The organism is Verrucomicrobium spinosum DSM 4136 = JCM 18804 (assembly GCF_000172155.1).
Taxonomy (GTDB): Bacteria; Verrucomicrobiota; Verrucomicrobiia; order Verrucomicrobiales; family Verrucomicrobiaceae; genus Verrucomicrobium; species Verrucomicrobium spinosum.
Genome location: NZ_ABIZ01000001.1, coordinates 2,214,073 through 2,226,361 on the forward strand (window position 1 = coordinate 2,214,073; position 12,289 = coordinate 2,226,361).

At 60.7% G+C, this 12,289-nt stretch carries 15 protein-coding genes; 5 read left to right on the forward strand and 10 right to left on the reverse strand.

Going from position 1 to position 12,289, the window contains the following annotated elements; translation table 11 throughout:
* Positions 1–38 precede the first annotated feature (38 nt).
* Entirely contained in the window at positions 39–1,247 is a 1,209-nt protein-coding gene (locus VSP_RS08690; RefSeq protein WP_009960071.1) for a Gfo/Idh/MocA family protein, read from the reverse strand.
* A gap of 203 nt (positions 1,248–1,450) precedes the next feature.
* On the opposite strand from VSP_RS08690, the gene VSP_RS08700 reads away from it, so the two are divergent.
* A complete protein-coding gene (locus VSP_RS08700; protein ID WP_009960072.1) occupies positions 1,451–1,732 on the forward strand; it encodes a DUF2164 domain-containing protein in 282 nt (93 codons plus the stop codon).
* Positions 1,733–2,260: 528 nt separating this feature from the next.
* The gene (locus tag VSP_RS08705; RefSeq protein WP_044133470.1) at positions 2,261–2,770 is read left to right on the forward strand and encodes a hypothetical protein; all 510 of its coding nucleotides are present in this window, start codon (positions 2,261–2,263) and stop codon (positions 2,768–2,770) included.
* Between the two features lie 499 nt (positions 2,771–3,269).
* On the opposite strand, the gene VSP_RS08715 is transcribed toward VSP_RS08705, so the two are convergent.
* The 6 genes from VSP_RS08715 to VSP_RS08735 form a co-directional block, all read right to left on the reverse strand.
* Positions 3,270–3,596: a hypothetical protein gene (locus tag VSP_RS08715; protein WP_009960074.1), complete on the reverse strand. Its 327-nt coding sequence runs from the start codon at positions 3,594–3,596 to the stop codon at positions 3,270–3,272.
* Positions 3,593–4,441, reverse strand: a complete 849-nt coding sequence (locus tag VSP_RS08720; RefSeq protein WP_009960076.1) for a DUF899 domain-containing protein — start codon at positions 4,439–4,441, stop codon at positions 3,593–3,595. Before VSP_RS08720 ends, VSP_RS08715 begins: the two co-directional genes overlap by 4 nt.
* Before the next feature lie 152 nt (positions 4,442–4,593).
* Positions 4,594–5,085, reverse strand: coding sequence for an SRPBCC family protein (locus tag VSP_RS34620; protein ID WP_081452463.1), 492 nt, complete (start codon positions 5,083–5,085; stop codon positions 4,594–4,596).
* Positions 5,066–5,428, reverse strand: coding sequence for an ArsR/SmtB family transcription factor (locus tag VSP_RS08730; RefSeq protein ID WP_009960078.1), 363 nt, complete (start codon positions 5,426–5,428; stop codon positions 5,066–5,068). The genes VSP_RS34620 and VSP_RS08730 overlap by 20 nt, the downstream gene beginning before the upstream one ends.
* Positions 5,421–5,804 carry a hypothetical protein gene (locus tag VSP_RS42960; RefSeq protein ID WP_198141349.1) on the reverse strand — a complete coding sequence of 128 codons (384 nt, stop codon included), beginning with the start codon at positions 5,802–5,804 and terminating at the stop codon, positions 5,421–5,423. Before VSP_RS42960 ends, VSP_RS08730 begins: the two co-directional genes overlap by 8 nt.
* A gap of 94 nt (positions 5,805–5,898) precedes the next feature.
* Complete coding sequence (locus tag VSP_RS08735) at positions 5,899–6,696, reverse strand: SDR family oxidoreductase (protein WP_009960079.1); 798 nt, start codon at positions 6,694–6,696, stop codon at positions 5,899–5,901.
* 73 nt (positions 6,697–6,769) lie between these two features.
* Here VSP_RS08735 and VSP_RS08740 point away from each other — a divergent pair, with 73 nt between their 5' ends.
* The 3 genes from VSP_RS08740 (at position 6,770) to VSP_RS08755 (ending at position 9,827) form a co-directional block, all read left to right on the forward strand.
* Positions 6,770–7,693, forward strand: coding sequence for a LysR family transcriptional regulator (locus VSP_RS08740; RefSeq protein WP_009960080.1), 924 nt, complete (start codon positions 6,770–6,772; stop codon positions 7,691–7,693).
* Between the two features lie 646 nt (positions 7,694–8,339).
* Positions 8,340–8,774, forward strand: coding sequence for an SRPBCC family protein (locus VSP_RS08750; protein WP_009960083.1), 435 nt, complete (start codon positions 8,340–8,342; stop codon positions 8,772–8,774).
* A gap of 372 nt (positions 8,775–9,146) precedes the next feature.
* Positions 9,147–9,827, forward strand: a complete 681-nt coding sequence (locus tag VSP_RS08755) for a hypothetical protein (RefSeq protein WP_009960084.1) — start codon at positions 9,147–9,149, stop codon at positions 9,825–9,827.
* 19 nt (positions 9,828–9,846) lie between these two features.
* On the opposite strand, the gene VSP_RS08760 is transcribed toward VSP_RS08755, so the two are convergent.
* The 3 genes from VSP_RS08760 to VSP_RS08770 are packed head-to-tail and all read right to left on the reverse strand — an operon-like array spanning position 9,847 to position 12,257.
* A complete protein-coding gene (locus VSP_RS08760) occupies positions 9,847–10,803 on the reverse strand; it encodes a hypothetical protein (protein ID WP_009960085.1) in 957 nt (318 codons plus the stop codon).
* A complete protein-coding gene (locus VSP_RS34625; protein ID WP_009960086.1) occupies positions 10,800–11,654 on the reverse strand; it encodes an aldolase/citrate lyase family protein in 855 nt (284 codons plus the stop codon). Before VSP_RS34625 ends, VSP_RS08760 begins: the two co-directional genes overlap by 4 nt.
* Positions 11,655–11,672: 18 nt before the next feature.
* Entirely contained in the window at positions 11,673–12,257 is a 585-nt protein-coding gene (locus VSP_RS08770; protein ID WP_157210800.1) for a cupin domain-containing protein, read from the reverse strand.
* Between the last annotated feature and the right edge of the window lie 32 nt (positions 12,258–12,289).

Here is a 12,289-nt window from a genome sequence, read left to right on the forward strand (position 1 = left end):
GAGATGGTCTCTAGTTACACCACAACAGGGCGGAGTCGTCAATCCTTTAACAAACCTTTAAGATCTGGGGCGAGGACCTCTTTGTCCGCCAGCAGTTCCTGCCAGGTGACCATATGACCCTTGTACGCGGCGCTTCGCACCAAGAGGGAGGTAAGGTTGCTGGTGAGGCTGGGTTCAAGCGTGGGGTTGGTGAAGTCGCCCTCCGTGATGGCTTTGTGGAAGGTGGTCATGTTCTCGCTGATGCCGGTGCGGTAGAGTTCCCGGTTCTCTCCACCCCGGTAGAAGGTATCCGCCCCGCCGCGGATGATGACGTTGCCACCATACTCGCTGAGGAGGGCACCCTTGCTGCCGTAGAGGTCGAACTTGATCCCCTCCGGGGCGCCCTGCGCATCAAACTGGCGGGAACTGAAGGTCACGCCGACCTGGTTGGGGTACTCCAGCAGTCCGCTGAAGGTGTCGTTGGCATCACCCACATCGATGCGGACCCGGCGGGCGCAGGTGGCGGTGGCCTTGAGCGGGCCGGCGTTGCCGAAGGCCCAGGACATCATGTCCAGGGTGTGGATGTTCTGCTCCACGACGATGTCTCCGCTGAGCGCCTTGTCGAAAACCCAGTTGTTGAGGCGATCTTCCGGTGTGGTCCCGGTGCCTTTGGGCTTGAGGCGGCCAGCATGGTAGCGGGCCTCACCGAAGGCGAGATCGCCCAGAGCCCCGGCTTGGACGCGCTTCATCGCTTCTATAAAGAAGGAGTCGGTGCGGGACTGAAAGTCGATCAGGAAGACGCGCTTTTTGGCACGGGCCTGTTCGCCACTGGTCCGGACACTCTGGATGCCTGGCACATCCACAGCGACGGGTTTGGCCAGGTACACATGCAGGCCAGCGTCCACGGCGGCCTTGGCCTGGGCGGGGTGAAAGTAAGGCGGACTGATGATGGCGATGGCGTCGAGGCCGCCCTTGGCGATCATTTTCTCTGCGCACTCAAGGCCGGAGAAGGCGCGGTCGGCACCGAGTTGATAAGCGCTGCCCAGCTTCTGAGCCTTGTCCGCGAAGTAGTCTGCGGCACCGCCGATCTCAAAGTAGCCGTTCTCGACAAACATCTTGGCGATCAGTCCGCCGCGTCCGCCGCAGCCCACCATGCCGACCTTGATGCGGCTGTTCGCCTGCGAGCCGAAGGCGGTGCGTGCGCTGATAGTGGCCACCAGGGCGGTGGTGGAGGTTTTGAGGAAAGAGCGGCGGGTGGGCGAGTTCATGGGGGGAGGGCTTGATGTGCAGGGGGGAGTCACTACGGCTGCTGCGATTGGATTCTGCGAAACGACGATGGCGGCAGTCAAGCGGCCGGGTATGATAGGATCAGATAATTCATGGATCGAGATGATGTCTGAAGTGTCTGCCTAAACTTGTCGTTGCGCGGCCTGATGCGTTGGAAGAGCATGGTTGGAAAAATTTCTCCCACATGCCTCTCTCTCTGACCAAAGAACAACGGGCGAAGGTTGTCGATTCCCTTCAGCGATTTGCTGACGGCCACTTGGACCAGGAAATGACTGATTTGCAGGCGGGGGCTTTCCTCGACTACATTCTCAAAGAGATCGCCCCCTTTGCTTACAACCAGGGAGTGGAGGATGCACAGAAGAGCTTGATTCGATTTTCAGAGGATCTCGCGGCTTCCTGCTTTGAAGAGCCCATGACCTATTGGGATGAGCGGGGAGCGACGCGGGTGGTTCGACGCAAGCCGTGAGGGATGACGGAAGATAGGGGAGGGCGATGCGATCCCTTCGCTCAACCGTTTCGTGAGTGTGCGTTGTTCCCGGTTACAAAGCGGTGTCAAGCCACCGGCACTCCAAGACGCTGGCGCGAATGCGTGCGTGCTTTTGGAGATTGGTAGTGCCTAGAACCTTGGGGGTTCGGCGTGCCGGAATGCTGCCAGCAAGAGTAAAGGAGGCGGGGGTTCCCAGCCCCGCTCAGTCGAGCAAGCCCTGATATTGCAGACGGTGGGGGCGGCGTTTCGAAGGACGTGGTCGGTCGCTTCGTTCGCCAGCGGGACCGGAGATCCCGCCTCCTTTACCGGCAGACGGGAGCGCTTCACGGTGTGGGGCGTGTGCTGGGCTGGCGAAAGCGGTGTCGAGCCGTACGCGCCATCCATCTGTCGCCGGTGTGCACGCCTCGCCCAGCCTTCATCAAACCTTCACACGCAATTCATGCTTTGTGCATTGCTGGCAAAACACTGCCGACGCATGTTCCCGGAAGCAAACCAACGGACCTGCATATGACTCCAACCACTGCCATCCGCCGTTTTCGCATCGTTCTTGGCCTTTTCATCGTGGGGTTGATCGTGAGCGGCGTCACTGCTTTTCCGCTGCTCCCGGAAATGAAGCTGCTCGCCGGTTGGCTGGGGGTGGGGGATGCCGTTTCCCCGGCGGGGCACGACGGCCTCACGTTTTGGATTCTCACGGTGAAGTGCGGACTCGAAGACATGTATGGCCAGTATCCCTGGATTGCCTATGGCACGGACTGGCTGGCCTTTGCGCACATTGTGATCGCCCTGTTCTTCATCGGTCCCTTGATCAAGCCGAGGGAGGCGCGGTCCGCAATCTGGACGGGCATCGCGGCGTGTTTCCTGGTGATCCCACTCGCGCTGATCTGCGGCCCGGTGCGCGGTATTCCTTTGTATTGGCGGCTGATTGATTGCTCGTTCGGGGTGCTCGGTTCGGTGCCGTTGTTCTATTGTTTGAGTTTGCTGAGAGATGTTTCACCTCCCTCGGAAGAGCAGCGATGACGGACTCTAATACAATCGGGTAGTTGCTCACTCATCCCCACAACCAACACTCGCCGGAAGCTCCTCAACGTCGGGCTTGTGGCCAGATCCTCTTCGAGGAAGAGTTTCGGGATCTCAAGGCGCATTCACGCCTTCTGCGAAAGATCGAAAAAATATCATGAAGGCCGGGTTGATCGGCTGATGCTTAGGGGTGAAAAGTCCTGCACCATGCAAGCCGACCCCAAGACGTGGTCCCCCTTACAGTCACCCCAAACGCGGGAGATCCGTGCTCACATGACGGAGTCCGAAAAATCCGGGGCGGCATGGAGGGCTGCGTTCTATGGTGTGTGGTGTGCGGGAACGTTGGCATTGCCTCTCCCTTACGTCTTTCTGGGCCAGGAGCCGTGGGTCACCTACGGGGCCGCGGCACTCGTGGTGATTCATCTGGTGTGCATTCCCATATGGACCAAGATGCAACGTCGCTTTCTGTGCTCCACTGCATGGGCTCGTGCTCAGGGCATCAGGCCGGAGGGGCTGGTGCTGTTTTCCTCCCGGTAGTGCCGCAGCGACTTGCCGCTCGCGCCGCATTCAACCGGCGGAGTCTCCTGACGACAAGGAAGGCCAGGGAAGCCACGCAAAGCAGGATGAGGCTGGCGCGCAGATAGGTGGCGGTGGGCAGGGTGATGCCGATGCCGGTGGCCAGGGCCACGTACCCCGCCACACAGGCGGGGCACTTGGGAATGAGGGCCAGAGTGGCCGTAGGCAACAGCCAACTGGCGATCTCGCCTCCGCGTCCCCACTTGGAGGCCGGGGCTTTATTCCTGCTGCAACATGCGGAAGCTTTCATGCTGGTGATGAGGTGGTGCAGCCACAGCCAGTGGCGCGGGTGGAGCCGGTGGCGATCTCCGGCCAGTAGGGCTTGTCGGAGTCGGCGAACTCCTGCTGGCTTGCCTCATAGCGGTCATGGTATCGAACCCAGTCCATCGCAAAGGGAAGGTCGTCTTCATCGCGACCTTTTGGCATCATATCGAGGATGCGGTAGGTGCCGAGAAGCTGGTCCAGCCCCCGTCCGTAGGTGGAGTAGGTGTGGTAGATGTCGCCGGCGTCATCCTTGTAAAAGACGCTGAGACCGGGGCCTTCTGCGCTGGGGAACTCCTGCTCGGTGTAGTTGTAGTACACCTTGCCTTTGGCCTGTTCCTCCGGCGTGAAGGAGACATGGAAGTCGGTGTTGAAGTCGCTCTCACAAGCCGACACCCAGTTGAAATGCCAGCCCATGCGTTTTTTGAAGGCGTCGAGCTTGGCGAATGGCGCGTGCGAAATGGCCACGAGGGTGACATCCCGCGCGGCGAGATGGGGTAGTGCGGCGTCATTGTGGTCTGACACGTATGAGCAGCTCGGGCAGCCTTCCTGCCAGTCGGTGCCAAACATGAAGTGATAGACGGCGAGTTGGTTGCGACCGGCGAAAAGTTCCGCCAGGGCGACCTTGCCGTTGGGGCCATCAAACACGTAGTTCTTCGTGATCTTCACCCAGGGCAGGTTGCGGCGTTGCTCGCTGAGTTGATCAAGGAGGCGGGTGGTCTCCTTTTCTTTCTTCAGCAGTTCCTTGCGGGCGGTGACCCATTCGTCTTGGGAGACGATACGATGTTTGTCCTTCAGAATCTGTGGTCTGGGTGCTGTGGCAATGGTGCTCATGGTTTCCTTGGGTTGTGGGCATGGCGGTCCCTTTCCAGAGGGCCTGCCCTTTTCTGGTTATCTTGCTCGGTTCACAGGCACGACGAACGGGCAGTCAGCGCCCGGACAAGCGTGCCTGAAAAATTTCAGGAAGTTGCAGGTGGCTTCGCCAGCTACTTACTCTCCAGATAGGCGGCGAGGGTATCGATGATGCGGCCCCAGCCACGTGCGTGGTTGTCGCGGCTTTCTGTGGTGGCGAAGCGGGTGTGCGTGAAGAACATCTCCGTCTGCGCACCTCGTGGGATGAACTCCACGGTGATCTCGGTCGTGTTGCCTTCCAGCTCGCCAAACTCGTCTCCACTGCCGTCTTTCTCCCAGTCCCAGGTGTAAACGAGTTTTTCCGGCGGCGTCACTTCCTGGAACTCCCCTGCGGCGGTGAAGTACTCGCCGTCTTCATCCTGCATCTGGATGCGGAATCGGCCACCCACGCGCAGATCCATCTTTGCCGAGCGGGTGCTCATTCCGGGCTCGGGCCTCATCCAGTGCTGGATGTGCTCCGGTGATGTCCAAACTCTGAAGGCCAGCTCCTGTGGCGCGTTCAGCACCCGGCGGAGGATCAGGGAGGCATTGTCCGGCTTCTGCAATTCATTGGTCTGCGTCATCATGTTTAGGCTCCTGTTTGTGTAGTTTTTCCAGGTAAGTGGCAAAGCTGTCCAGGTTGGCGTCCCAGAACTTCCGGTACTGGTCGAGCCAGGCCTGCGCTTCCTGCATGGGCTTGGGATCCAGCGTCATGGAATGGACCCGCCCGTTGCGCTGACGCTTCACGAGTCCGGCCTTTTCCAGAACGCCCAAGTGCTTCGATACTGCCGCCAGCGAAATGGCGTGGGGACGCGCCAGATCGGTGACACAAGTCTCTCCGGCCGAGAGTTGGGCCAGCATCTGCCGTCGCGTCGGGTCGGCCAGGGCGCCGAAGGTCCGGTCGAGCAGTTCTGAGCTATATTCAACCATATGGTTGTATATCGCCGGAAGCTGTCGAAAGCGCAAGGGTAATATTCAATGTTTTGGTTGAATGATGGAGCGCCGGGAGATTTTCCCGGTGGGTGGCGGTGAGCTTCATCCAGTCAGAGCGGCGATGGTGCCTCCTGAATGAAGACGGGCCCTTGGCGTTGAGAATCCAGTTGTCTGCAAGCTTGGATTTGTGCTCGTCGAAGACAAGCAGGGCCGGGAGCAGAACATGCGATGGATGGTGATTACGCCGCCAGGGGCCAAAGGATGCGGTCAATTGCCGCAGAACGCCCTGAGCAACCACCACGCCGCTTGGACTCACTCGCGCGACCCCTCCGCTGCCTGAGCCGACGGGGACCGTCGGACGACTCTTCAGCATCGCCAGGGGCCTAGTCCGGTTGTGCCAACCGGCTCAGTCGGCGAAGGGACATGCGGTCAAATGTCGGAAGACGTCCTGCGCAACCAGACGGTCATCAAGCCGCAGGCGCGGTGCGGCTCAGCCAGTCGGCAAAGGAGGTGGTGCCGAGGCGTGGGTGGGCACCCGGAGTCAGGCTCTGATCATTCACGGGCGTGCCGAAGTAACCGGCGGCATCGTCGGCAACGACGGTGCGGGAGTCCTGATGCGCCTGCAGGTAGGCTTGAACGATTTCGGTGATCGGTTTGGCTTCTGGTCCGGCAAGGTCAAAGGTGCCGTTGAGCGGCTCTGCCACGGCCGCCTCTGCCACGGCCTGGGCGACATCGCCGGAGAAGATGGGCTGCATCAGTGCCGTGGAAAGGCGCACGGTCTCGCCGGATGTGGCGGCCTGGGCGATGCTGCCGACGAACTCAAAGAACTGGGTAGCGCGGACGATGGTGTAGGGAATCGGGGAGGCCTTGATCATGGTTTCCTGAACCAGCTTCGCGCGGAAGTAACCGCTGGCGAGGAGCCGCTCGGTACCGACCACGGAGAGGGCCACATGATGCTCCACCCCGGCGGCCGCTTCTGCGGCGACCAGATTGCGGTTGGAGCTCTCGAAGAACTCCATGACCGCTTTGTCCTCAAAGGAGGGTGAGTTCGACACGTCCACTACGACCTGGGTGCCGACCAGGGCTTCCTGGAGCCCTTTACCCGTCACGGCGTTGATGCCGAGGGAAGGGGAGGCGGGGATCACTTCATGCCCCAGGAGGCGGAGGTTGCTCACCACCTTGGTGCCGATCAAGCCGGTGCCGCCGAGGACGACGATTCTGAGTTTTCCACTGGTGCCGTTGCTGCTGGATGTTTGGTTTTTCATAACGGCACCAGCATGTCATGACCGCCGAAAATCGGTAGCCACGGCGTGTCGCTATCAGCTATACACGTTTTGCATGACCGCCTTCGAAGACCTCTCGCTGCTTCGCGCCTTCATCAGCATTGTGGAATGCGGGAGCATCTCTGCCGGGGCGCGACGGCTTCGCATCACCCAGCCCACCTTGAGCCGGCAGCTCAAGACCCTGGAAGAGCGCTGCGGCATGGCTTTGCTGAGGCGGGACACGCATCAGATGAGCCTGACGGAGGCTGGACATCGCGTGCTGGCCGACGGGCATGCCCTGCTGGCGCAGGTGGAGGCGGCCGACAAGCGGTTGCGGGAAAGTCACACGACGCTGTCCGGGCACTTGAGGCTCTTTGCGACGATCGACTTCGGCCAGTTTGGAGCGACCCGGATGATCAGTCAGTTTCTCCTGGCTCATCCCAAGGTGAGTGCCTCCCTAGCTCTGACCAACCGGCCCCTGCACATGATCCAGGAGGGCGCGGATGTGGGCGTCTTGCCCGGCAAAGTGACGGATGATAGCGTCATCGCACGTCGGGTGGGGGCCTTCTCGTTGATCCTGGCTGTAGCACCCGCGCTGGTGAAACGGCAGCCGCCGGCCAAGAAGCCGGACGATCTGACATCTTGGCCCTGGATCGCGCTGGCGGGTGCCCAGTTCTGGAATGCACGGGAGCTGGCCCTGCGGGGGCGATCGGGCAAGACTCATACCTTGCGGATTGATCCGGTCTTCACCTCAGAGGGAGTGACAAGCTGCCGGGAAGCTGCGCTGGCGGGAGTGGGTTTGACGGTGCTGCCGCGATGGATGATCGAGGGCGATCTCAGGGAGGGAAACCTCCTGCAAGTGCTTCCTGATTGGAACCCCGGAGACCTCCCTGTGCACGTGATTTACGCAGGGCATCGGTTGCTGCCGGTTCGGGTGAGCGCATTTATTGATTTTGCGGTGAAGTATTTTTCCAAAGGGGGTGAAGGAGCCATTGGGTGATGGGTTCTAGGGGATAATCTGATGGGAGGCTGCAAGCTCCAGGATGGGCATCAGGAAAGTGGCTGCGTTCGTGAGAACGCGGAAAGGGTTGGGGAGTGCTGGAGGGACAAGCTACGCTGAAGGTGTCGGCGGCATGATCCGCATTTTTACAAATGCAGCCACGAGCTGCTGGATGGGCATCAGGAAAGTGGCTGCGTTCGTGAGAACGCGGAAAGGGTTGGGGAGTGCTGGAGGGACAAGCTACGCTGAAGGTGTCGGCGGCATGATCCGCATTTTTACAAATGCAGCCACGAGTTGCTGGATGGGCATCAGGAAAGTGGCTGCGTTCGTGAGAACGCGGAAGGGGGGGGGAGGTGGTGGAGGGACAAGCCACGCTGAAGGTGTCGGCGGCGCGATCCGCATTTTTGCCAATGCAGCCACGAGTTGCTGGATGGGCATCAGGAAAGTGGCTGCGTTCGTGAGAACGCGGAAGGGGTGGGGAGGTGGTGGAGGGACAAGCCACGCTGAAGGTGTCGGCGGCATGATCCGCATTTTTACAAATGCAGCTACGAGCCCGGTACAAGTCGCCCTTCTTGGCGAAACGTAATTTTCACGAGGGCAGTGCAAGCTTGCCACGTCGCAGTTCACCCGCTTCAATGGCGCACCTATGAGTTCCGAAGTCGAATACATCACCGTAGCAACTCGTGTCGAAGCGCCTGTGGCGAAAGTTTGGGAGTGCTGGACCGAACCCGACCATATCGTGCAGTGGAATGCCGCATCGGACGACTGGTGCTGCCCCCGGGCCTCGAATGATGTTCGCGTGGGCGGGGAGCTGAACAGCCGTATGGAAGCCCGCGATGGCAGCATGGGGTTTGATTTCTCCGCCACCTATACCGAGGTGGAGCCCAATGCCCTCCTGGCCTTCCGTATGGGAGAAGGGGAAGAGGCCCGCGGTGTGCGGGTGGAGTTTAAGGAAGACGGCGACGGTACGGTGGTGACCGAGACCTTCAAACCCGAGAACACCTTCCCGATCGAGATGCAACGCGCTGGATGGCAGAGCATCCTCGACCGGTTCAAGGCGCATGTGGAGGGGCAAGGGTGATTCCAGTGCGTCAGTGCGTCAGTGCGTCAGTGCGTCAGTGCGTCAGTGCGTCAGTGCGTCAGTGCGTCAGTGCGTCAGTGCGTCAGTGCGTCAGTGCGTCAGTGCGTCAGTGCGTCATCTGTTGCGTGTTGACTCATGAACCTTGTTTGTGCTGGCGCAATTGGCAATAGATGACGAAGGCATCGTAGATGGTAGCCTGGGGTCGAGGGAGGAGAGCGACCGAACACCCCTGGTAATCCCCCTTGCCGTGCATCCTGAAGGGATGCCGGAAGGCGGGAGGTGCAATGGTGTCCCCTCTCGTGCTGGGAAGGTCATTTTGTGATTCCCAATCCCGATCCTTTGGTGTGAGATTGGAAAAACCCATTTTGCGGCATGCCTTCAACTTCCAGCAAACTCAAAGCACTCCAGAAGAAATCGGTGGAAAAGGGCCATTGGCAGGTGGTTGCGGCCATTTCCGCGCTGATGGCGGATGAGTCCTCGTTGGATGCTCGCATCAACCTCATCGGGGCGATGCAGGAGGTGGGGCTGCTCTCCAACAGCCTGGAGCCGTGGTGGAAGGAATGGCGTTCTGACGACCAGACCACCGCGGAATGGGCGGGACGTTGTCTGGACCGTCTCAAGTCCGTGGACACAGACTACTGGGCGCTGACGGGACTGCTGGGCCTCCCGCTGGAGGCGGCAACCGGGGCCCTGGCTGCCAGGAACTATCATCTGCTCGGGATCCGGTTTGCCACGACTTACAAGGACGGTCGGTGGTTGATCGCGACGTTCTGCTTACAGCGTCCCTCGCCCATGTCCAAGGTGGCCGCTCCCATCATCGAGGTCGGCTGGAGTGAGGGCGTGGTGACGGAAGCCTCGCGGTGGCGAGCAGTGATTCTCTCTGAGCAAAGCGAAGTGGCTGGAAACCTGTTTGGAAAGGGCAGTGGCACCTACTATCTGCGAGCCAAGTTGCCTTACGGTTGCTGGCGCATTGCCGAGGATGTCTTTGAGCTGCGTGAAGACTGGATGGTGCCGAAGTCGGAAACGCCCTTGGCGGACTACCCGGTGCTGTAAGGTGCAAAGGGTTGTTGCCTCAGACCGGTTGCACCGGAGCGCTGCGAAGTCGAAGCATCGGAGTGGCGGGATCGACGGGGCGAAGTGAGCCCACTCCCGCGATGTGATACTCACGCTGAAGTCTGGCGGAGATCTTTTCCACGGCATCCAGGTAGGGGGCATAGATGCTGTCCAGCACGGCTGGCTGGCGCATTTCATCGTAAGTGTAGAAGGTTTGCCAGTGGCCTTCCAGGGTGCGGGAAACGCTGCTGAAGTGGAAGAAGACCAATGGCTGGTCATCCACAAGCACCCCCTGTGGAGTCTGGGTCAGCCGGTGGCTGCCAATGTTCCACGGGGCCAGGTTGAAGCCGGGATGGGACAGGGCCACCACGCCATCATGCCGGGATGTCCAGCGGTTCAAATATCCCTGGTTCATGAAACGCTCGCCTTCCACGCGGCTGTAGCACCAGTCAAGGCACTCGGCCTTCCAGTCACGGAGCACGGCGAGACCCTTCGCGTCATGCTTCCAAAGTCCGAATCCGGCGTTGTACAGGCCGTAGATGGAGAGGTGTTCTGTGCCCGGGCTGAAGCGATGTGGACTGATGACTACGGAGGTCTGCGCTGAGATGACTGCGAATGTCTCGACCGGGCTGGAATAGAAAAAGGTGTCTGCATCCAGGAATGCGACCCATTCCCCGGGGGCGACCGCATTTTCCAGGACATGCAGCACGAGGAGCGGCTTCTGGCTGGCAAAGAATTCCCATGGTGTTCTCGCGGAGCGAATGGCCGCCAGGCGCGGTTCCAGTGCTGCAAGGTCCTCGCACGTCAGGAGGGTGAGGCCGGTGGGAAATGCATCCTGAAGAATCCTGCCGATCAGGTCATCCAGACAGAGGACGGTGAAGCTGCAGCCGGGGCACCAGCGCCTCAGAGACGTGAGCATGGCCAATCCCTGGGCGGCATAGTGCGAGTCAAAGTAAGTGATGAAATGCGGCGTCATTTGAGACTTGGAATGGGAGTGGCCGGAGAGAGGGGGGCGGTATGTGCCCGCAGGGCCTGCGTGGCAGCAAGGAGTTCGGCCTGGTCACAGGCGAACCAGTGGTTCAGGCGCTCGCACAATTGGTCCAGCGCATCTGGCAGCGTGGCGGGTGTGAGGTGGTTCACAAAACTCCGGGCCAGCCACGCGGAGCGAGCCCCCAGGCAGGCATAGCGGGCCAGGAGGAGGTCGGCAGGCACGGGCAAATGGGCCAGGCCCTCGATCCCCGGGGCGGCCACGCCTCCAAATCCAAAGGCCAGGCCGGCCTCCCGGGTGATGCGGGAAATGTCATCCAACACCGGGGATGCGGCCATCTGCATGGGGTGGCACAGGCCCATGGACTGGCTGAGATCATTCAGCCCGACCATGAGCTCGCTCACGCCCGGGATGGAAACGACTGCTTTGAGTTCGAGGAAAGCGCCAGCCGTCTCCAGGAGGAGCAGGGCTTCCGCTCGTCCATCAATCCAGTCCACGAAACGATGGGCCTCGGCCGCGCACTGGAACTGCGGGAGCATGATGGCCCGAGCACCCAGGGCGATGGCTGTGTCGATTTCCCGCTGCGTCTCGGCGTGAAGGGGGTTGAGACGGATGAACGGACGGGCGTGACGGATGCTGGCGACGACTTGGGAAAGGTCTGAGAGTTCGTGATCCGAGATGCGTGCGTCGGGGATGTGGCGTTGGCGCTCGTGTTTGCCCAGACGTTCGATATCAATACCAATGCGGGCCACCCCAGCGCTGTCTGCCGCCGCGATCCAGGCCGGATCGCGCGACAGCAAGGTGAAGGTGTACCCGCGAGGGGCGGGGGCGCTGGCCATGGCTCGCTTGCTTCCGGCTCAGACGAGATTTGTGGGAAGGGCGGGAGAGTCGGGGGCGAGCGTCCAGTCGTCGGGATTCTCGTAGTCAAAGGCCACGTCATTCAGCACAATGAAAACCGACTCATCGGCTCCAATGTTACGCAGGCAATGCCAGACGCCCGGCGGGATGTGGAGGTAGCGCGGGCGATGGAGGTTGAAGTTCAAGGCAAAGGACTTCCCATGTGTGGGGGACTCCGGACGGGCATCGTAGAGGCCGATGCGCAAGTATCCCCGCACGGGAAAGACGATGTCCCGCTGGATGTGGTGGCAGTGCCACTGTGTCACCAGTCCGGGCAGGAGTGAGACGTGAACCACGTGGCCCACCGGGAACTCGTCCTTAAACCACTCAGGGCGGTAGAGCTCAGTCAAAAGACCGCCACGATAGACCACATTCTTGACGTCTCGCACGTACACCCCGTCGATCGGCGGGGGATGAATGGGATCCCATTCGCTGTTCAGGGTTTGCCGCGCTCTGGCCTCGACGAGAATGCCGCCCTCCATCTTTTCCTGGGTGGGGATGAACTCTGAAGTGCCGGGGTTGGAGGAAGGGGCGGTAGCGCTCACGGGCACCACCTTACGAGTGGGCCGGGGTGGGT